At 69.9% G+C, this 18511-nt stretch carries 27 protein-coding genes; 8 read left to right on the top strand and 19 right to left on the bottom strand.

Annotated elements, in window-relative coordinates:
* Positions 1 to 186 precede the first annotated feature (186 nt).
* A complete protein-coding gene (locus tag BKA18_RS20565) occupies positions 187 to 897 on the bottom strand; it encodes a DedA family protein (RefSeq protein WP_366044159.1) in 711 nt (236 codons plus the stop codon).
* Positions 898 to 1104: 207 nt separating this feature from the next.
* On the opposite strand from BKA18_RS20565, the gene BKA18_RS20560 reads away from it, so the two are divergent.
* The 4 genes from BKA18_RS20560 (at position 1105) to gad (ending at position 4431) form a co-directional block, all read left to right on the top strand.
* Positions 1105 to 1473, top strand: a complete 369-nt coding sequence (locus BKA18_RS20560; protein ID WP_006604058.1) for a YbjQ family protein — start codon at positions 1105 to 1107, stop codon at positions 1471 to 1473.
* Positions 1474 to 1563: 90 nt separating this feature from the next.
* The gene (gene leuE / locus BKA18_RS20555) at positions 1564 to 2226 is read left to right on the top strand and encodes a leucine efflux protein LeuE (RefSeq protein ID WP_366044158.1); all 663 of its coding nucleotides are present in this window, start codon (positions 1564 to 1566) and stop codon (positions 2224 to 2226) included.
* Positions 2227 to 2374: 148 nt separating this feature from the next.
* Positions 2375 to 2998: an NAD(P)H:quinone oxidoreductase gene (wrbA, locus tag BKA18_RS20550; protein ID WP_366044157.1), complete on the top strand. Its 624-nt coding sequence runs from the start codon at positions 2375 to 2377 to the stop codon at positions 2996 to 2998.
* A 17-nt stretch (positions 2999 to 3015) separates the two neighbouring features.
* Positions 3016 to 4431 carry a glutamate decarboxylase gene (gene gad, locus BKA18_RS20545; protein WP_366044156.1) on the top strand — a complete coding sequence of 472 codons (1416 nt, stop codon included), beginning with the start codon at positions 3016 to 3018 and terminating at the stop codon, positions 4429 to 4431.
* 18 nt (positions 4432 to 4449) lie between these two features.
* Here the strand turns inward: gad and BKA18_RS20540 are convergent, their stop codons facing one another.
* The 4 genes from BKA18_RS20540 to BKA18_RS20525 all read right to left on the bottom strand — a co-directional run bounded on the left by BKA18_RS20540 (position 4450) and on the right by BKA18_RS20525 (position 8300).
* Positions 4450 to 5148, bottom strand: coding sequence for a PadR family transcriptional regulator (locus BKA18_RS20540; RefSeq protein ID WP_366044155.1), 699 nt, complete (start codon positions 5146 to 5148; stop codon positions 4450 to 4452).
* Between the two features lie 59 nt (positions 5149 to 5207).
* The gene (locus tag BKA18_RS20535; protein ID WP_366044154.1) at positions 5208 to 5756 is read right to left on the bottom strand and encodes a DinB family protein; all 549 of its coding nucleotides are present in this window, start codon (positions 5754 to 5756) and stop codon (positions 5208 to 5210) included.
* A 137-nt stretch (positions 5757 to 5893) separates the two neighbouring features.
* Positions 5894 to 7351: an aldehyde dehydrogenase family protein gene (locus BKA18_RS20530; RefSeq protein ID WP_366044153.1), complete on the bottom strand. Its 1458-nt coding sequence runs from the start codon at positions 7349 to 7351 to the stop codon at positions 5894 to 5896.
* 85 nt (positions 7352 to 7436) lie between these two features.
* Entirely contained in the window at positions 7437 to 8300 is an 864-nt protein-coding gene (locus BKA18_RS20525; RefSeq protein ID WP_147247734.1) for a helix-turn-helix domain-containing protein, read from the bottom strand.
* 323 nt (positions 8301 to 8623) lie between these two features.
* Here BKA18_RS20525 and BKA18_RS20520 point away from each other — a divergent pair, with 323 nt between their 5' ends.
* Positions 8624 to 9106 (top strand): ATP-binding protein, encoded by a 483-nt coding sequence (locus tag BKA18_RS20520; protein ID WP_359360234.1) that lies wholly within the window; start codon positions 8624 to 8626, stop codon positions 9104 to 9106.
* 146 nt (positions 9107 to 9252) lie between these two features.
* Here the strand turns inward: BKA18_RS20520 and BKA18_RS20515 are convergent, their stop codons facing one another.
* The 5 genes from BKA18_RS20515 to rpmG all read right to left on the bottom strand — a co-directional run bounded on the left by BKA18_RS20515 (position 9253) and on the right by rpmG (position 11670).
* Positions 9253 to 9492 carry a DUF397 domain-containing protein gene (locus BKA18_RS20515; RefSeq protein WP_006604067.1) on the bottom strand — a complete coding sequence of 80 codons (240 nt, stop codon included), beginning with the start codon at positions 9490 to 9492 and terminating at the stop codon, positions 9253 to 9255.
* Between the two features lie 285 nt (positions 9493 to 9777).
* Complete coding sequence (rpsR, locus tag BKA18_RS20510; protein WP_366044152.1) at positions 9778 to 10041, bottom strand: 30S ribosomal protein S18; 264 nt, start codon at positions 10039 to 10041, stop codon at positions 9778 to 9780.
* A 56-nt stretch (positions 10042 to 10097) separates the two neighbouring features.
* The gene (locus tag BKA18_RS20505; RefSeq protein WP_366044151.1) at positions 10098 to 11246 is read right to left on the bottom strand and encodes a CobW family GTP-binding protein; all 1149 of its coding nucleotides are present in this window, start codon (positions 11244 to 11246) and stop codon (positions 10098 to 10100) included.
* Complete coding sequence (locus BKA18_RS20500; RefSeq protein ID WP_129250124.1) at positions 11246 to 11497, bottom strand: type B 50S ribosomal protein L31; 252 nt, start codon at positions 11495 to 11497, stop codon at positions 11246 to 11248. Before BKA18_RS20500 ends, BKA18_RS20505 begins: the two co-directional genes overlap by 1 nt.
* Positions 11498 to 11505: 8 nt before the next feature.
* Positions 11506 to 11670 (bottom strand): 50S ribosomal protein L33, encoded by a 165-nt coding sequence (gene rpmG, locus BKA18_RS20495; protein WP_006604069.1) that lies wholly within the window; start codon positions 11668 to 11670, stop codon positions 11506 to 11508.
* A 73-nt stretch (positions 11671 to 11743) separates the two neighbouring features.
* On the opposite strand from rpmG, the gene rpmB reads away from it, so the two are divergent.
* From rpmB to tatA, 3 genes are all read left to right on the top strand, one after another.
* Positions 11744 to 11980: a 50S ribosomal protein L28 gene (rpmB, locus tag BKA18_RS20490; protein WP_366044150.1), complete on the top strand. Its 237-nt coding sequence runs from the start codon at positions 11744 to 11746 to the stop codon at positions 11978 to 11980.
* Positions 11980 to 12285: a 30S ribosomal protein S14 gene (gene rpsN, locus BKA18_RS20485; RefSeq protein WP_366044149.1), complete on the top strand. Its 306-nt coding sequence runs from the start codon at positions 11980 to 11982 to the stop codon at positions 12283 to 12285. The genes rpmB and rpsN overlap by 1 nt, the downstream gene beginning before the upstream one ends.
* Before the next feature lie 109 nt (positions 12286 to 12394).
* Positions 12395 to 12592, top strand: a complete 198-nt coding sequence (gene tatA, locus BKA18_RS20480; protein WP_366044148.1) for a Sec-independent protein translocase subunit TatA — start codon at positions 12395 to 12397, stop codon at positions 12590 to 12592.
* A gap of 18 nt (positions 12593 to 12610) precedes the next feature.
* Here tatA and BKA18_RS20475 read toward each other — a convergent pair whose 3' ends face one another.
* The 9 genes from BKA18_RS20475 to BKA18_RS20435 all read right to left on the bottom strand — a co-directional run bounded on the left by BKA18_RS20475 (position 12611) and on the right by BKA18_RS20435 (position 18466).
* Positions 12611 to 13456 carry a nitrilase-related carbon-nitrogen hydrolase gene (locus BKA18_RS20475; RefSeq protein WP_006604073.1) on the bottom strand — a complete coding sequence of 282 codons (846 nt, stop codon included), beginning with the start codon at positions 13454 to 13456 and terminating at the stop codon, positions 12611 to 12613.
* 252 nt (positions 13457 to 13708) lie between these two features.
* On the bottom strand, positions 13709 to 14005 hold the full coding sequence (locus tag BKA18_RS20470) for a hypothetical protein (protein WP_429638468.1): 297 nt from the start codon (positions 14003 to 14005) through the stop codon (positions 13709 to 13711).
* Between the two features lie 34 nt (positions 14006 to 14039).
* Positions 14040 to 14654, bottom strand: coding sequence for a chaplin (locus BKA18_RS20465; RefSeq protein WP_366044147.1), 615 nt, complete (start codon positions 14652 to 14654; stop codon positions 14040 to 14042).
* A 158-nt stretch (positions 14655 to 14812) separates the two neighbouring features.
* Positions 14813 to 15217 carry a rodlin gene (locus tag BKA18_RS20460; protein WP_366044146.1) on the bottom strand — a complete coding sequence of 135 codons (405 nt, stop codon included), beginning with the start codon at positions 15215 to 15217 and terminating at the stop codon, positions 14813 to 14815.
* 456 nt (positions 15218 to 15673) lie between these two features.
* On the bottom strand, positions 15674 to 16081 hold the full coding sequence (locus tag BKA18_RS20455) for a rodlin (RefSeq protein ID WP_006604076.1): 408 nt from the start codon (positions 16079 to 16081) through the stop codon (positions 15674 to 15676).
* Positions 16082 to 16415: 334 nt separating this feature from the next.
* Positions 16416 to 16703, bottom strand: a complete 288-nt coding sequence (locus tag BKA18_RS20450) for a hypothetical protein (RefSeq protein ID WP_366044145.1) — start codon at positions 16701 to 16703, stop codon at positions 16416 to 16418.
* 271 nt (positions 16704 to 16974) lie between these two features.
* The gene (locus BKA18_RS20445; protein WP_006604078.1) at positions 16975 to 17208 is read right to left on the bottom strand and encodes a chaplin; all 234 of its coding nucleotides are present in this window, start codon (positions 17206 to 17208) and stop codon (positions 16975 to 16977) included.
* A gap of 358 nt (positions 17209 to 17566) precedes the next feature.
* Positions 17567 to 17974 (bottom strand): rodlin, encoded by a 408-nt coding sequence (locus BKA18_RS20440; RefSeq protein WP_006604079.1) that lies wholly within the window; start codon positions 17972 to 17974, stop codon positions 17567 to 17569.
* A gap of 246 nt (positions 17975 to 18220) precedes the next feature.
* Positions 18221 to 18466, bottom strand: coding sequence for a chaplin (locus BKA18_RS20435; RefSeq protein WP_366044144.1), 246 nt, complete (start codon positions 18464 to 18466; stop codon positions 18221 to 18223).
* Positions 18467 to 18511: the final 45 nt, after the last annotated feature.

The following is an 18511-nucleotide window of genomic DNA, read 5'->3' as shown; positions in this document are numbered from 1 at the left end:
CTTGGGGCGGACGTTTTCGGCTGCGCCGTCGTGCCGCTTTCGGGAGCTCATCTCTCACACCTGCCCCGGGCCTGGTGGGAGCAGTCCCCGGGGCGGCTATACGGGGGCTGGCGGAGGCTGCGGGGGCCCGGTGGGGGCAGGGGCGGAAGCGCGCCAGGGAGGCCGGCGGCGGGTCGGGGCGCGGGGTCAGCGCTTGGCGTGGCGGCCGCGGCGCGAGGGCTCCGCGGGGGTGCCGCCCTGGGTGGCGCCCGGCGCGGGGGCCTCCATGGGCTCCTTCTTCGCCTTGCCGCGCGCCCGGAGGTACTCGACGGCGATCGGCACCACGGACACCAGCACGATCGCGAAGAGGATCAGCTCGATGTGCTTGTGGACGAAGGCGACGTTGCCCAGCAGGGCGCCGAGCAGCGTGACACCGGCGCCCCACAGGACGCCACCGACGACGTTGAAGGTGAGGAAGGAGCGGTAGTTCATCCGGCTCACACCGGCGATGATCGGCGTGAAGGTCCGCACGATCGGCACGAAGCGGGCCAGGATCAGCGACTTGGGGCCGTACTTCTCGAAGAAGTCGTGCGCCTTCTCGACGTTCTCCTGCTTGAAGAGGCGGGAGTCGGGGCGCTTGAAGAGCGAGGGGCCGACCTTGCGGCCGAAGAGGTAGCCCACCTGGTCGCCGATGACGGCCGCCAGCACCACCAGGAAGCACACCAGCGCCAGCGGCTGGTCCAGCTTGTTCGTCGTCACCAGCAGGCCCGTGGTGAACAGCAGCGCGTCACCCGGCAGGAAGAAGCCGATCAGCAGGCCGGACTCCGCGAAGACGATGACCAGGACGCCGATCAGGCCGAAGGTCGCGATCAGGTAGTCCGGGTCCAGCCACTGGGGGCCGAGCGCGAGAGTATTCACGGGGTGAAGGCTCCTGGGTCGAGGGCGCCGGATCGTGCGGTGCGACGAGCGAAGCGACGGGGTGGAGGCGCGTGTGCGGCCCAAAGCTATCAACGCCGGACGGCCCGCCGTGGTTCCAGGCGGGCGCCTGCACCCCCACCCGACGGCCCCCGACCGCTGGCCGCGCCCCCGGGGCCGGGTGATGCTGGCCACAAGGAGGTGTGCGGCATGGGCATCGAGGAGTACGGCGGCGGGCAGCACGCCCAGTCCGACGTCCTGGTGGTGACGACCAACGACGTCCCGGGGTTTCACGTGGAACGGGTGATCGGCGAGGTCTTCGGCCTGACGGTGCGCTCCCGGCACCTCGGCAGCCAGATCGGCGCGGGCCTGAAGTCGATGATCGGCGGCGAGCTGCGGGGCCTGACCAAGACCCTCGTCGAGACCCGTAACCAGGCGATGGAGCGGCTGGTGGAGCAGGCTCGCTCGCGGGGTGCGAATGCGGTGCTGATGTTCCGCTTCGATGTCACGGAGGCCGCGGACGTCGGCACCGAGGTGTGCGCCTACGGGACGGCAGTGGTACTCGCTCCGCTGAGCTGAGCGCGCCGGTCCAAGGCCGTACGGGCCGGGGGCGCGTCCGGATAGTGAAACCCGATGAGGCGGCGGACCGCGGGTGAGATCCTGCCGTCCATGCTGGGGATAACGGATCTGTCCACGTATCTGGTGGGGCTGGCACTGATCATTCTGCTGCCGGGCCCGAATTCGCTGTACGTCGTGTCGGTGGCGGCCCGACGCGGCCCGCGGGTGGCGTACCGGGCGGCGGCCGGGGTGCTGTGCGGCGACACCGTGCTGATGACGCTGTCGGCGGGCGGGGTGGCCTCGCTGCTGCAGACCAGCCCGGTGCTGTTCGCCGTGGTCAAGTTCGCCGGCGCGGGCTATCTGACGTGGCTGGCGGTCGGGATGTTGCGCGGCGCCTGGGCGCTGTGGCGCGGCCGGGAGGCGCGCCGGGCCGAGCCCGGCGAGACGCCGCGGGCGCCGAAGGAGGCCGTCGAGCGGCCGTACCGCAGGGCGCTGGTGGTCAGTCTGCTCAACCCGAAGGCGATCTTGTTCTTCATCTCCTTCTTCGTGCAGTTCGTGGACCCGTCGTACGCCCACCCGGTGCTGTCGTTCCTGACGCTCGGCGCCTGGGCGCAGCTGTTCAGCTTCACCTATCTGTCGGTCCTCATCTTCAGCGGAACGTTCCTGGCGGCGACCTTCCGCCGCCGCAAGCGGCTGACGGCCGGGCTGTCGGCGGGCGCCGGGGCGGCGTTCCTCGGCTTCGCGGCGAAGCTGTCGCTGGCGAGCGCGGGCTGAGCCGGCGCCGGCGCGGCGCGCACGACGCGGGAGCGGGCGGGCGGCGGTCCTTCGGGGCGGCCGCCCGCCCGCTCCCGCTTCCACTGGGTGAACCCTGGAGGCCACGCACCCCCTATGCCCTTATTGTCGGGTTTCAGGAGGTACGTCCATGCCCGTGCACGACGTCAAGGTCGCCGTCATCTACTACTCCTCGACCGGCACCGTCGCCGAGCTCGCCCGCCGGATCGCGGACGCGGCCGAGCACGCCGGGGCGGATGTGCGCCTGCGCCGGACCGCGGAACTCGCCCCGCAGACCGCGATCGACGCCAACCCGGCCTGGGCGGCGAACGCCGCCGCCACCGCCGACATCATGGAGGCCGCCCACGAGGACGTGCTCTGGGCGGACGCGGTGATCTTCGGGACCCCCACCCGCTTCGGCAATGTGACCTCGCAGCTCAAGCAGTACCTCGACACCATGGGCGGCCTCTGGCAGCAGGGCCGGCTGGCCGACAAGGTCTACAGCGGCTTCACCGCGAGCGCCACCAAGCACGGCGGTCAGGAATCCACCCTGCTCGCGCTGTACCACACCATCCACCACTTCGGCGGCATCCTCGTGACGCCGGGCTACACCGACCCGGCGAAGTTCGCCGACGGCAATCCCTACGGCACCTCGCACGTCGGCGGCCCGGACGTTCCGCTCGACGACGACGCCCGTACCGCCGCCCGCATCCAGGCGGAGCGCGTCGTGAAGTTCACCAAGGCCATCAAACATGGCCTCTCACCGGCCAGTTGACGGGTAGTGGCGACCACATGACTCTGCACAAAGGCGCATCGGCATCCGACCGCAAGCAGACCGGGAACCCGGTCAACCCCTTCTACGGCGAGGCCGACCCGATCGCCGGAATGGAGACCGCACCCCCGCAGCACACCCTGCCCGACGGCCCGCTCGCCCCGCACAACGCCTATCAGTTCGTGCACGACGAGCTGATGCTGGACGGCAACTCCCGGCTGAACCTGGCGACGTTCGTCACGACCTGGATGGAGCCGCAGGCCGGCGTCCTGATGGCGGAGTGCCGGGACAAGAACATGATCGACAAGGACGAGTACCCGCGCACCGCCGAACTGGAGAAGCGGTGCGTGGCCATGCTCTCCGACCTGTGGCACGCACCCGACCCGTCGGCCGCCGTCGGCTGCTCCACCACCGGGTCGAGCGAAGCCTGCATGCTCGCCGGGATGGCCTTCAAACGGCGCTGGATGCAGCGCAACCAGGACCGTTATCCGGGCAGCGCCCGGCCCAACCTGATCATGGGCGCCAACGTCCAGGTCTGCTGGGAGAAGTTCTGCAACTTCTGGGAGGTCGAGGCACGCACCGTCCCGATGGAGGGCGACCGCTTCCATCTGGACGCGGCCTCGGCCGCCGAGCTGTGCGACGAGAACACCATCGGCGTCGTGGCGATCCTCGGCTCGACCTTCGACGGGTCGTACGAGCCGGTGGCCGACATCTGCGCGGCGCTCGACGAGGTCCAGGAGAAGCGGGGCTGGGACATCCCGGTCCATGTGGACGGCGCATCCGGCGCCATGATCGCGCCCTTCCTCGACCCGGAGCTGATGTGGGACTTCCGGCTGCCGCGGGTCGCCTCCATCAACACCTCGGGGCACAAATACGGCCTGGTCTACCCGGGCGTCGGCTGGGCGCTGTGGCGCGATTCGCAGGCGCTGCCGGAGGAGCTGGTCTTCCGCGTCAACTACCTGGGCGGCGACATGCCGACCTTCGCCCTCAACTTCTCCCGGCCCGGCGCCCAGGTCGCCGCGCAGTACTACACCTTTCTGCGCCTCGGCCGCGCGGGCTTCCGTGCCGTACAGCAGGCGACCCGCGACGTGGCCTGCTCGATGGCCGAACGGATCGGCGCGCTGGGCGACTTCAGGATGCTCACCCGGGGCGACCAGCTGCCGGTCTTCGCCTTCACCACCGCGGACCACGTCACCGCCTTCGACGTCTTCGACGTGTCCCGGCGGATGCGGGAACGCGGCTGGCTGCTGCCCGCCTACACCTTCCCCCCGAACCGCGAGGACCTGTCCGTCCTCCGGGTGGTCTGCCGCAACGGCTTCTCCATGGACCTCGCCGATCTGTTCCTCGCGGACCTGGAGCAGCTGCTGACCGAACTCCGGGAGCAGTCGGGCCCGATGCAGCGCCCGGAGAACGTGGCCACGGCGTTCCACCACTGAGGGCACGGGGGCCCGCCCTCAGTGCGCGGGGGCGGCGCCGCCCTCGCTCTCGTCCCCGGCCGCGTCCGGACCCTGGTCACGGCCCTCGTCCGACGCCGCGTCCTTCCTCGCGTACGGGTTCTCCTCCCCGTCCGCCAATACGCCCACGAACGGCTCCCCTTCACCGGCGAAGACGTACGCCCCGCCCTCGATCCGCTCGATCAGCCCGCGGGTCCATTCGGCGCCGCTGTCCGAGGAGTGCAGCCACATCCGCATGATCTCGCCGATGTGGCCGAGCTGCCCCGGCCCGCCCTCGGGCGTGTAGTACTCGGTGACCGTGCTCCGCCACTCCTCCAGCGCCCGCACCCGCTCCCTGAGCAGCGCCACCGCCTCGTCCCGCGGCAGATCGACGACGAAGCCGATGCCCGCGCTGAGCATGTCGACCTTCTGGTCGTGCCGGGAGAGCGCGGCGCGCAGCAGGGAGAAGTACTCCGCCTCGCCCGCCGCGGTCAGCTCGTACTCGGTACGCGGCGGGCCGCCGGCGGTGCTGGGCGCGATGTCATGGGCCAGCAGCAGCCCTTGCCGGGCCATCTGCTTGAGCGCGTGGTAGATCGAGCCCGGCTTGGCGTGGGACCACTCGTCGGCGCCCCAGTACTCCAGGTCATTGCGCACCTGATAGCCGTGCGCCCGGCCGTGCTGCCGCACGGCGCCCAGGACCAGCAGCCGGATCGCCGACATCGTCTCCTCTATCCTCGCGCCCCCACCGTCAGCCTAGAGGGCCCCGGCAGGGCGCCGGGCTACCCCTGCCGCGCCGCCCGCTCCTCGTCCACCAGCACAAAGGCCGTCTTCCCGTCCAGGGACTCGCGGAGGATGTCGGCGTGACCGGCGTGCCGGGCCATCTCCTCGATCAGGTGCAGCATCAGCCAGCGCATCGACTGCCGGGCCTGCGGCGGGTACCACGGCGCCTCGGGCAGCCGGAAGGTGTCGTTCAGGCTCGGTACGGAGCGGATGAACTCCTCGGTCCGCCGCGCGACGCCGTCCCAGAACGTCAGCACGCCGGCCAGCGTCTCGCCGTCTTCGAGCTGGAAGCTCAGGTGCCAAGTGTCCTGGGTCCGCTCGATGGAGTGCGGCCGCTCCTGCGCGTTCTCCAGCCAGCTCTGCTCGGTCTGCGCGACATGTTTGACCAGCCCGGCCAGCGACAGCTCACTGGCGCTCGGCCGCTCGTTCGCCTGGTCGTCGGTCAGCCCCAGGACCGCCCGCCGCAGCCCGCCGCGCTGAGCCTCCAGGACGGCCAGCAGCGCGCCGGCCTCGTCGCCGTGTGCCTCGGCAGGTACGTAAGTGGGCATGGGCTCCGCCTTTCGTGACATGACATCCCTCGGCGGCCGGCCGTTTCGCCGTCCGCCTTTCGACGTGACTCACGGTAGGAGCCCTTGCGGTCAACTTCTGTCCGCATTCCGCGGCCGCTCGCCGCGGGGCGCTCCGCTCAGAACGGGAACTGCGACCGCCCGTGCTGGATGGAGATCCACTTGGTCGTGGTGAAGGCCTCCACCATCGCGTCGCCGTTCAGCCGGCCGACACCGGAGCTCTTCGCCCCGCCGAAGGGCACGATCGGCTCGTCGTGCACCGTGGCGTCGTTGACGTGGAACATCCCAGTCTCGATCCGCTTGGCGAACTGCACCCCGCGCTCGATGTCACCGGTGTGCACGGCGCCGCTGAGCCCGTACGGCGTCGCGTTGGTGAGGCGCACCGCCTCCTCGTCACCGTCGAACGGCACCAGCAGCACGACGGGACCGAAGATCTCCTGCTGGAGCAGCGGTGAGTCGTCCGCAAGGCCGCTCAGCACGGTCGGGCCGACCAGCGTGCCCCGGGTCTCGCCGTGCACGAGCGCCGCGGCACCGTCGGCGACGGCGCGGTCCACCAGCGAGCTGACGGCCTCGGCCTGGCCCTCGTTGATCAGCGGGCCGATATGGGTCTGCGGGTCGGTGGGGTCGCCCACCTTCAGGGACCGGACCTTGGCCACGAACTTCTCGGTGAACTCCCGCTCCACGGCGCGGTCCACGAGCACCCGGTTGGCGGCCATGCAGACCTGGCCCTGGTGGACGAAGCGGCTGAAGACCGCGGCGTCGACCGCGTAGTCCACATCGGCGTCGTCGAGGACGACCAGGGCGCTGTTGCCGCCCAGTTCCAGCACGGAGTGCTTGAAGTGCGCGGCGGCGACCGTCGCGACATGCCGGCCGACCTTCTCGGAGCCGGTGAAGGAGATGGTCTTGGGCACCGGGTGCTCAATGAGCGCATCGCCGATCTCGGCGATATCGGTGACGACGACATTGAGCACGCCCGCCGGCAGCCCGGCCTCCTCGAAGATCCTGGCGACCAGACCGCCGCCGCAGACCGGGGTGTTCTGGTGCGGCTTGAGGACGACGGCGTTGCCGAGCGCGAGGGCCGGCGCGACGGACTTGATCGACAGCAGAAAGGGGAAGTTGAAGGGGCTGATGACGCCGACGACACCGACCGGGAGCCGGTAGAGGCGGTTCTCCTTGCCGTCGATCGGCGAAGGGAGGATGCGGCCCTCGGCGCGCAACGCCAGCTGGATCGCCTCGCGCAGAAACTCCCTGGCCAGATGGAGTTCGAAGCCCACCTTGGCGAGGGTGCCGCCGACCTCGGCGGCGATCGCCGCGGCCAGCTCCGCCTCACGGTCGTCGATGATCCGCAGCGCACGCTCGAAGACGAGCCGGCGGCTGTAGGGGTTGGTGGCGCCCCACGCCCGCTGTGCGCGCTCGGCCGCGCGGTAGGCCTGGTCGATCTCCTCGACCGTGGCCACGGGTATGGAGGTCAGCTTCTCGCCGTTATAGGGATTGAAGTCGACGATGTCCCATGAGCCGCTTCCCGAGCGCCACTCACCGTCGATGAACTGATACGCCAACTCGTCGAAGTAGGACATGCCATCCCGATCTGGAGAACAGGGCGCTCAGGGCGCCGTATGGGGGGTGTGCTGACTCCTGATGGCACGCCATCCTACCGACGCGTCACATAAGTTGGAGCAGCCCGCGCAGGAGGTCCCTGGTCTCGGCCGGATTCGGACCCTCTTCCTGGAGGCGGTCCATCACCCGCCCGTACTGCGCCACCTCTTCGGGCTTGTCCACGTAGAGCGCGCTCGTCAGCTGCTCCAGATACACCACGTCCGGCAGGCCCGACTCCTGGAAGCCGAGCATGGTGAAGGCGCCGCTCTCGCCCGCGTGCCCGCCAAGACTGAACGGCATCACCTGCAGCCGCACATTGGGGCGCTCGGACACCTCGATCAGATGCTTCAGCTGCTCGCGCATCACCGCGCGTTCGCCGTACGGGCGCCGCAGCGCGGCCTCGTCCAGCACACAGTGGAACTGCGCCGACCGCTCCGCCACCAGCAGCTTCTGCCGCTCCATGCGCAGCGCGACCCGGCGCTCTATCTCTGCCGGACCGGCGTCCGGCATGCCGCGTCTGACGACCGCCTGGGCGTAGTTCTCGGTCTGCAACAGCCCGTGCACGAACTGGACTTCGTAGACCCGGAGCAACGACGTGGCTCCTTCCAGACCGACATACGTCTGGAACCAGCCGGGCAGCACATCGCTGTAACTGTGCCACCAGCCCGCCACATTCGCTTCCCGGGCCAAGGACAGCAGCGCCTCACGCTCCTGCGCGTCGCCGACCCCGTACAGAGTGAGCAGATCCTCCACATCCCGTGCCTTGAAGCTCACGCGGCCCAACTCCATGCGGCTGATCTTCGATTCGGACGCACGGATCGAGTAGCCGGCCGCCTCGCGGGTTATCCCACGCGACTCACGCAGCCGACGGAGCTGCGACCCGAGCAGGATCCGCCGCACCACCGACCCGCTCGACTCACTTGCGGACACCTCTCAGACCCTCCTGTGACCCCACCCCGTCCAACAGAGGGCCGCAAGTCTGCCACGTTCGGGCTTCGTTGAGTGCTCATCCGGTTACGGATGTGTGAGGCCCCCGCAAGCCCTCCACACAAATCAGCCGGAAGAATTCCCAACGAATCGGTGCGTGCCCCCGCAATCACGGCACGTGCACGTGCATCTGCCCTTGCATCTGTCTCGGACATTGGGAACCATGGGCGTCGCACGCATGCACGCTCGTGAAAGATCCGCCAGATCCGCCAGATCCGGCTGCCCGGCCAGGGTCATGACGTCCGCGAACGCCAGGAGTGCCTCGCATGGGGACCAAGGTTTTGACCATGCTCGAGCCGTTATGGCAGGGCTTTCCTCCCGTCGACCCTCTGGCCGTCTCCGGATCCGCGTCCCGCACGCTCCCGCCGCGCTATGAATCGGTGCGCAGCGCACGGGCGTTCACCCGCGAGACCCTGCAGGGCTGGGATCTCGACGAGCTCTTCGACTCGGTCGCGCTGGTGGTCTCCGAACTCGTCACCAATGCCCTGCGGCATGCGATCCTCGCCGCCCCGGAGCAGCACGACACCGCCCCGCCCGCCCGGCTGCATCTGATGCGCTGGTCCTCCCGGCTGATCTGCGCCGTACGGGACCCGAGCGACGACTCACCGGTCGCCGGCGAGGCGGACTCCGCCGCGGAGTCGGGTCGCGGGCTGTATCTGGTGGACTCCTTCAGCGACAGCTGGGGCTGGCACCCGCTGGCCGGCGCCTCGCACGGCAAGATCGTGTGGGCGCTCTTCCGGCTGCCGTAGCCGTTCCGTACACCGGGCGCTCCGCCATCGGCGGGCGCCCGGTTGGCGTGTGCGGGCACCCCGCCGCCTCCGGGGCCGCGCCCGCGGGCCGTCCCGGCCCGCGACACCGCCCGGTCGCATACGCGCGCTCAGCCCCGTACGGGCGCTCAGTCCCGTACGAGGTGGTCGAACTCCCCGTCCTTGATGCCGAGCAGCATGGCCTGGACCTCGGCCGGTGTGTAGATGAGCGCGGGGCCGTCCGGGAAGCGGGAGTTGCGGACCGCGATGTCACCCCCGGGCAGCTTGGCGAACTCCACACAGGATCCCTGGGAGTTGCTGTGCCGGCTCTTCTGCCATGTCACCTCGTGGAGATCCGTGGCGGCCATGCCGTTGTATGCGTGGGGCACAGAGGTCTCCCGGTGATAAATGGTGTCAACTGCCCGGGAGCATAGCTCCGTTCTCATGCGGATGCATGCGCAGATGCACGTGCACGACAGCCGGTGCCGAGCCGGTCACCGCTCGTCGAGCACCGCCCCCAGCCGCTCCCCCACGCTCGCCCACGGGCCGCCGGCCATGAGCCGGTGCGTCGCTACCTGGTACGGCTCACCGGGGCCGAACCCCTCACGGACGAGGAAGAGACGTGTGCCACGCCCCTCGGGTTCCAGGGTGCAGGTGCCAGGCCACAGCGGCCGTCACCGTGACGCATACGGGAGCAGCGCCATCTCCCGGGCGTTCTTGACCGCCCGGGCCAGCTGTCGCTGCTGCTGCGCGCTGACCCGGGTGATCCGGCGATGGGGGCACCTCCCGGCCGAAGGCTGGGGGAGGATCTTGCCGCGGTCCGAGAGGAACTTCCGCAGCAGGTCGGTGTCCTTGTAGTCGATGTAGGTGATGCCCGCCGCATCCAGCGGGTTGCGGCGCGGCGGGGGCGTCCGGCGCGAGTCGTGCCGACGGGGCATGAGAACTTCCTTGTCCGTGCGGGGCGGACCGGCCGTCACAGGGGACGTGGCCGGCGTTACGAAACGGGATCGAGCAGGGCGTCGAAGGCGGGCGGCAGGCTCTTCCAGGACGGCGGGCCGCCCGCGTACTCGGCGTCGGTGAGCAGACACGACTCCAGCAGGGACCGCAGGCCCTCGCGGTCCAGGCCGGGCGAGGTGAAGACCAGGTGCTGGGCGCGGTCCCCGTGCTCGGGGTGCCAGTCCAGCGCGGCCGCGGCCCGGCGCATCGGCGGCACCAGTTCCCAGGCCGCGTCCGGGAGCGAGGCCAGCCACGGTCCGGCGTTCTCCACGCACAGCGCACCGCCGGCCGCGTCCCAGGACAGCAGCGTGTCCGGGCGGTCGGCCAGCCAGAACCGGCCCCGGCTGCGGGCGGCCGCGCAGGTCAGATCCTCCAGCGCGGTGTAGAGCCGGCCGGGGTGGAAGGGGCGGGTGTGCCGCCAGACGAGGGTGCCGACGCCGTCCGCGTCGGCCTCCTGGGGCAGCAGCGCACAGGCCGGGTGCTGGCGCGCCGCGGCCGCCGCCACATCGAAGCCGGCCGTCGCCGCGGCCGCCAACTCCTCCGATGCGACGGGCACTTGGTGTGCCATCGGATGCAGCTGGGCGAGCAGCGCGAGGTCGGCCGGCTCCGCCGCCTCCTCCCCCGCCGCGATCGCCAGCACCGGGGCGTACTCCAGCTGCCGCGCCCAGGTGTCGGCGACCGTGCGCTGGTCGGAGGCCGCGGCGGCGAGGCCCGCCTCGGCGAGGTCGTCGCCGCAGCCGAGGTAGGGCAGCAGCAGTGCCGGGTCGACGGCGGTGATCACCCCGGTCAGCGCGAGGTTCGCGCTGCCGCAGGAGGTGATCACCTCGGCCATCGCCTTGGGCTCGACCGAGTCCCACAGTTCGACGACCGCCAGCCGGCAGGTCCGGCCGGCGGCCAGCCGCTCCAGCTCGGGCACCAGGTCCTCGCGCAGCGCACAGCACGCACAGTCGTTGACCAGCGGTACGTCGGCGGTGTCGAGCGTGCCGCCGGCATCGCGGACCGTGCGCCGCACGGTGCCTTCGACGGCCGAGCCGAGATCGTGGTGGAGGGCGACGCTGCCGGGCACGGACCGCAGCAGCCGCTCGACGGCGGCCTGCCGCGCCTCCGTATGCAGGCCGCCGAGCAGCACGACGTTGAGCCGCTCCATCAGCGGGCCCGCTTGCCGTAACGGCGCTCGAACCGCTCGACGCGGCCCGCGGTGTCCAGCACCCGGGCGGTGCCCGTGTAGAAGGGGTGGCTCGCCGAGGAGATCTCGACGTCGATGACGGGATAGGTGTTCCCGTCCTCCCACTCGACCGTCTTGTCACTCGTGGCGGTCGAGCGGGTCAGGAAGGCGTAGTCGGCGGCCCGGTCGCGGAAGACGACGGGCCCGTAGGCGGGGTGGATTCCAGGCTGCATCGCTGTCCTCAGCGCTCCTCTCGGAAAGCGACGTGACGGCCGGCCACCGGGTCGTACTTGCGCAGTTCCAGGCGGTCGGGGTCGTTACGGCGGTTCTTGCGGGTGACGTACGTGTAGCCGGTGCCGGCGGTGGACCGGAGCTTGACGACCGGGCGTAGTTCATTGCGAGCCATGCGGGTAGTATACGGAAATGGTTTCCATTTTCAATAGCCTCGCACCAGGGGCCCCGACCGGAAGGACCGCACCGTGTCCGCCCACTGCCAGCTGACCGGCCGCAAGCCGGGCTTCGGCAAGTCCGTCTCCCACTCGCACCGGCGCACCTCGCGCCGTTTCGACCCCAACATCCAGCGCAAGCGCTACTGGCTTCAGAGCGAGGGCCGGCACATCCGGCTCACCCTGAGCGCCAAGGGCCTCAAGACCGTGGACGTCATCGGGATCGAGGCGGCCGTCGCCCGTATCCGCGCACGAGGGGAGAAGGTCTGATGGCCAAGCAGAGCAAGATCGCCAAGAACGAGAAGCGCCGCGCGACGGTGGCCCGCTACGCGGCCCGGCGGGCCGTCCTCAAGGCCGTCATCCGCTGTGCGCACACCCCCGAGGAGGAGCGCACCGCCGCCCGGCGCGAGCTGTCCCGCCAGCCGCGGGACGCCAGCGCCACCCGGGTACGCAACCGCGACAGCGTCGACGGCCGCCCGCGCGGCTACTTCCGCGCCTTCGGCCTGTCCCGCGTACGGCTGCGCGACCAGGCGCACGCGGGCTATCTGCCAGGCGTCCGCAAGTCCAGCTGGTAGCCGTGCCCCGGCCGTCCGGTGCCGGGGGCGCCCCCTGGACCGGGCGGCCGGGCGGTTGGGGTCATACTGGACAGAACGTCCGCCGGCCCCGACGAAAGCGAGCGCGTCCATGCTCCGCAACGCCTTCGAGCCCTGGCACCTACTCCTGATCGTCGCGGTGCTCGTGCTGCTCTTCGGCTCCCAGAAGCTTCCCGACATGGCGCGCGGCCTCGGCCGCTCGATGCGCATCCTCAAGTCCGAGGCCAAGGCCCTCAAGGACGACGCGCCCGCCGAGGCGCCCCGCCAGGAATCCACCGGCGCCCACTGACGCCGGGCCCGGCGGCGCTCAGTGATCGCCGCCCTCGTCGATCAGCCGCCGCACCTCGCGGTCGATCAGACCCAGCCGGGCCTCGGCGACCAGCGGCACCGCACGCCGCTGCCGCCGCGCCTCGGAGAGATCGATATCGATGGTGACCAGCGAGGGCTCCCACTTGGGCGCCTGCGCCACCACCGCGCCCCGCGGGTCGACGGCCCGCGAACCGCCCCAGAACGCCGCCCCGTGCTCATTACCCACCCGGTTGACGAAGACCACCCAGCACTGGAGCATCCGCGCCGTATAGGACAGCAGCGTGTCCCAGTACATCCCGGTGTCCATCGCCTCCGGATCCAGGCTCGCCGCGCTGGCGGTCGGCACGAACAGCACCTCGGCGCCGTCCTGCACCGCCAGCCACGGCAGCGCCGGCTGCCAGGCGTCATTGCACACCAGCGTCGCGCCCCGGCCGCCGCTCCTGGACTTCGTCAGGTCGTACGCCCGCAGCGACTGCCCCGGGCTGACGTGCTTGCGCTCCTCCCAGGCCAGGTAGTTGGGGAGGTACAGCTTGCGGTGCGCATGCAGCAGGGCACCGTCCGCATAGTGCCCCGCCGTGTTGTACGCCCGCAGACTGGTGTGCTCATGGAAGCCGACCAGCACATCGGGGCCGAGGGTACTGAGCTCCAGCAGCCGGGGATCGTTCGCCTCCAGGGACTCATCGCGCTTGAGCGCGCCCAAGTGGTAACCGTGCAGGCTCAGTTCGGGAAAGACGACGAGGTCCGCGCCCTGCGCCGCCGACTGCTCGATCTGCTCGCGGGCGATCTCGAGATTCGCCTCCACGTCACCGAGCACGCAGTCCGTCTGCGCCAGCGCAATGAGCATGTCCCCACCTCATCGACCGATGGCTTTTGCGGCCTTCCTCCTCATTTTGCCAGAGGCGGCAGAGCCCGGCACGGCCCGCGGCCCCTCCGGCCCCGGCCCGCTGCGCATACCCCGCGGCCTGCGGCTCCCCACCGATGAGCGACGGCGCACCCCTGCCCGTACCACCGGCCCCGGTCCTCACCCGTAGATCCGCACGAATCCGTCGTACGCCCCCAGGCCGGCTGCCGGCCGCGGCATCGCCCGCCGACAGCGCTAAGACGGCCGGCGGCCGAACCGTCCGACCCCGCCGGCGGCCGGTTCGACCAGGTGGTGCGGGCCGAGCGGGCGGTGCGGGACGACCCGGCGGTGCGGGCCGAGCGGGCGGTGCGGGACGACCGGGCGGTGCGGGACGACCGGGCGGTGCGGGACGACCGGGCGGTGCGGGACGACCGGGCGGTGCGGGACGACCGGGCGGTGCGGGACGACCGGGCGGTGCGGGACGACCGGGCGGTGCGGGACGACCGGGCGGTGCGGGCCGAGCGGCCCGCCGGACCCGCTCGGCCGGGCCACCGAGCCCCGGCCACCGCCCGGCGGCCGCCCCGCCTCACCTGCGCCGCGGACGCGCCCTGCGCAGCAGCAGCACCCCGCCGAGCAGCAGCCCACCGCCCGTACCTGCCAGCGCGCTCAGCGCACCGGGCCCGGTGGCGGCCAGCAGCGCTGATCCCGCCGAGGACCCGGCCCGCTCCACCTCATCCACGCGGGCGTCCGGTGCGGGGCGCGGGGCGGGCCTGGGGGCATGCGCCACCGGTGCCGGCACCGGGGCAGGGCGCTCGGCCCGTTCCGGACCCGGGCGCTGCACCGGCTCCGCGTGCTTCGCCGGCCCCGCGGTCGTCCAGTGCACCCCCGGGGCGCCCTCCGCGTTTGGAGGCCGCGGGGCCACGCGAGGCCGCTGCTCCGGAGGCGGTTGCTGAAGGGGCGGCGCACCGTTCCCGCACCCGTTGCCGAATGCCGGGTTGAGCGCCGCGCCCGCATTCACCGAATTGCCACACGCATTGACCGGGGTGTCCACGGTCACCTGGATGTTGTTCCCGGACAGCACCCCGGGAGAGTTCGTCGTGCTCCCTCCGGCGCCGGCATCCGCGTACGCCGCGCTGCAGCTCGCGCCGAGCACGCCCGACGCCGCCACTACGAACACGCACGCCTTCAGGCTCTGTCGCATCTCTCGTCCTTCCTCTCTCGCCCTTCCTCCGCGGTCATGGCGCACGGACCGCCGCCCGCCGCTCTCCCAGTGCCGCTCACACGACCGGGCGGTCGGCAGCGCATACGCGGCGCCGACCGCCCGAGACACAAGCGGTGATGCGGCTGGGTCGTTGGCCGTCAGCCGTTGCCGACACCGTTCCCGGAGAGGATCGGGATGTCGTCGACGATGTGCGACAGCGGGTCGTCGCCCTTGGCCTGAGTCGACTGCTCGGTGCACTGCTGGTTCTGCGAGCTGGACAGCGCGTTGATGTCCTGCGCCGCGATCGGCAGCGCGCCGGCGAAGATCTGGAGATCCAGCTTGCCCAGACCGAGGCAAGGCTTGTTCAGCGAGCCCTGGATGAGCCCGAGCTGCGTGCTCAGGTCGCCGCGCGTGGTCGAGTTGCCGAAGACCGACGACCCCCCGTTTCCGTTGACCGTCCTGGTGCCGTGCTGGTCACCGATCGCCATGGCCTGCGGAGCGGCCATGGCGGAAGTGCCGACCAACGACGCCACCACTGCCGCGCCCGCGATCATCTTGTTCATCACGAAAACCCTTCAGGAGAAGAAACTCCCGACACGGGAGCCCTGTTTGAACAACCCGCCATACCGGCTTGAGTTCTGCACCATCACCCGAATAGCCGGCATGAATCTCCCGCAAAGACAGCACCGCCGTTGCGGCGGCCGACGACGCCCCAATTCGCATAGCGGCAGTGCGACTTGTCGGTCCGGTACGTCAATTCCCTTTACATGCCGCAGGGCCTGCGATACCGATGAACGGATTCGCAGGCCCTGCTTCATTACGGACGGCATGCCAATGCCCCGGCAGCCCCATCAATCCCACAAGGGCATTGGCAGCTTCCCTCCACACACCATTCCTAACGATCCGGTTCACCGGAGTTCAGTCACGAGCGAATAACATTTCCGCTCCGGAGCCGGACAGCGGAAACCCGGGCCGCCCGGAAGAAGGAGGACCGGGCGGCCCGGGTCGTTCGCGGCCGGTCAGTGGTTGTGGACGCCGTTGCCGGAGAGGATCGGGATGTTGTCCAGAATGTGCGACAGCGGGTCGTCGCCCTTTGCCTGGGTCGAGTTCTCGGTGCACTGCTGGTTCTGCGAGCTGGACAGCACATTGATGTCCTGCAGCGCGATCGGGACCGCCCCGCCGAGAGCCTGGACCGGCACCTTGCCCACAGCGATGCAGGGCTTGTTCAGCGAGCCCTGGATCAGGCCGATCTGCGGGCTCATGTAACCGTACGTGGTCGAGTTCCCGTAGAACTGCGTAGCGCCGTTGCCGTTGACGGTGGACGTCCCGTGCTGGTTGCCGATCGCCATCGCATCGGGGGCGGCAGCGGCGCCCACGCCGACAATGGACGCAGCCGCGGCCGTGGTCGCCAGAGCCTTCTTGATCATTTTGGTCCTTCGTGTTTCGGGATGCCCTTGGGCCGGGCAATCTGCCCAACTCACAGGGAGGATTTTGGTTGTTGCCATTCACTCAAACAGCCGCGCCCTGAGCCGTTTTCGCCGCTCGGCTTCACGACTGGGCGCCGACGCTCGGAAGGAGAAACGGCCGAGGCGTGGCGCGGCTCCGGGCACCTGAATCCGCAGCCACGTACCGCGACATCTCGATATCCGCATCGAAATCACCTGACGCGGCTATGGGCTGGGAATTCCACACCCGTCGCCGCTCCAGGGCCGGGCAGCTCCGAGACCCGCACTCCAGCGGTTAATGCCACCCGCCCCAGCATTACTTGAGCGGCAGCCCACCGAGCAGCGGAGTCTTCTTGGCCGTCCCGGAGACGCCACGGAGCAGCTTCTTCGCGTTGGTCGACCTGACCTTGCCCTCCGTGGCCTTGACCGTATTGAGCAGCGGAGTGAGCTGGTGGCCGTCCAGCTGCTTGTCGCTCAGGGCATCGGTCAGCCCGCCGTTGAGGCTCATGGTCGGAGCGCCGGGCTGGGCGGCGAAAGCGGGCGCGGCGACCCCCAGTGCCATGACGGAACCGGCGACAACCGCAGCAGACTTTGCGTACTTCACTTCAACTATCCCTTCTCGGGCGGTGCTTGACGGTCCCGCGACATCAGCGCCACGTGAGCAATCACGTCGCTGATCGGATCACCGCTTTCAGCGTGACTAACGAGTTCCTTCGTCCGGGGAAACCCTGAAGTTCCACCCTTCTCGGCTGATCCGCCCGAAAATTAGAGGGGTTATGCGGATGCCCACCGGAAATGAAGGGCAACCGGCCCCGGTGCACAGGGGACCGTGCACCGGGGCCGGGTCACATCGACACGGCTCGAATTCCTTCGAGTCAGTGGTTCAGGCAGGTGTTGCCGAACGCCGGGTTCAGCAGAGCAACGATGTTGATGGTGTTGCCGCACAGGTTGATCGGAACGTGAATCGGAACCTGGATGGCGTTGCCGGAGAGGATTCCGGGAGAGTTCTTGGCGCCCCCTGCGGCCCCCGCGTCGGCGAACGCCGGTGCTGCCGAGCCCACCGCCATGAGCGTGCCGGCAGTGACTGCTGCGACCTTTGCGTACTTCACTTTCTGCCCTTCCTTGCAGCGGGTCCGTAGCGCACACGACCGTCGTGTCGCACGGGCTGCTCGCCCGTAACGCCGCTGCCGATATTGGTAACGATTTGCCCTCGTGGACGAAACTCTTGCCCGGAGGTTTTCGGAGGAATCGCCCGAAGGATGCACGACCGATTCGAGAGATTGCCACCGCGCATACGACGCGGAAAAAACACCGGAGTTCGAACAGACGAGGTATCCGCCGAATACGAATTCCTACCGAAAGGGGGATCGAGAAATTCCGTCCCTACGGTTCGTAACGGGGTACCGCAGGCCCCGGACCGCTCTGGAAAGGAGAGCCGGCGGTCCGGGCCTGCGACCGATGGCCGGCTCAGTGGTTGCCGACGCCGTTGCCCGACAGGATCGGGATGTCGCTGAGGATGTGCGACAGCGGGTCGTCGCCCTTTGCCTGAGTCGAGTTTTCGGTGCACTGCTGGTTCTGCGAGCTGGACAGCACGTTGATGTCCTGCAGCGCGATCGGGGCGGCCCCGGCCAGGATCTGGGCGTCCACCTTGCCCAGAGCGAGGCAGGGCTTGTTCAGCGAGCCCTGGATGAGCTCCAGCTGCGGGCTCATCCGGCCCACGGTGGTGGAGTTGCCGAACGCGCTCTTGACGCCGTTCCCGTTGACCGTGGACGTGCCGTTGTGGTTCCCGATCGCCATGGCCTGCGGGGCGGCAGTCGCCGAGATTCCAACGACGGACGCGGCTACAGCCGTCGTGGCCAGGACCTTCTTGATCACGATTTACCCTTCTCGAAGCGGAGTGCCCGTATCCGGAGCGCACTGGTCAACTCCCTTCTGAGGGAGCGGTTTCGCCGTTTCACCCGAATGCCACGAAACCAATAGACACATATCATTGACGCTGAGCCGCGTTGCGTGATCGGGGCCTTTACGGCATACGAAAGGCCGGTACGGAATGCGTACCGGCCTTTTGCCGCCGAGAGGCCCCGCCCGCGCGCAGGCCGGGCCTCAAGCACCGTACGGTGGTCAGAGGTTGACGCAGGTGTTGCCGAAAGCCGGGTTCAGCAGCGCGCCGGCGTTGACGGTGTTGCCGCAGATGTTGAGCGGCAGGTCGATCGGGACCTGAATGAGGTTGCCGGAGACAATGCCGGGCGAGTTCTGGGCCACGCCCGCGGCGCCGGCACCGCCGTAGGCGCTGGCCACACCTGCCCCGCCCACAACGGCAAAGCCCGCGGCGGCGGACAGGACAGCGGCCTTGGAGACAAACTTCACGGTGAACCTCTTCACTGAGCAGCAAGCAGATATCTGTGATGCGCC

The sequence above is a fragment of the Streptomyces auratus genome (genome assembly GCF_050433025.1).
GTDB classification, from domain to species: domain Bacteria; phylum Actinomycetota; class Actinomycetes; order Streptomycetales; family Streptomycetaceae; genus Streptomyces; species Streptomyces sioyaensis.
Note: the sequence above shows the minus strand (reverse complement) of the source record. Positions and strands in the feature narration are given on the sequence as shown.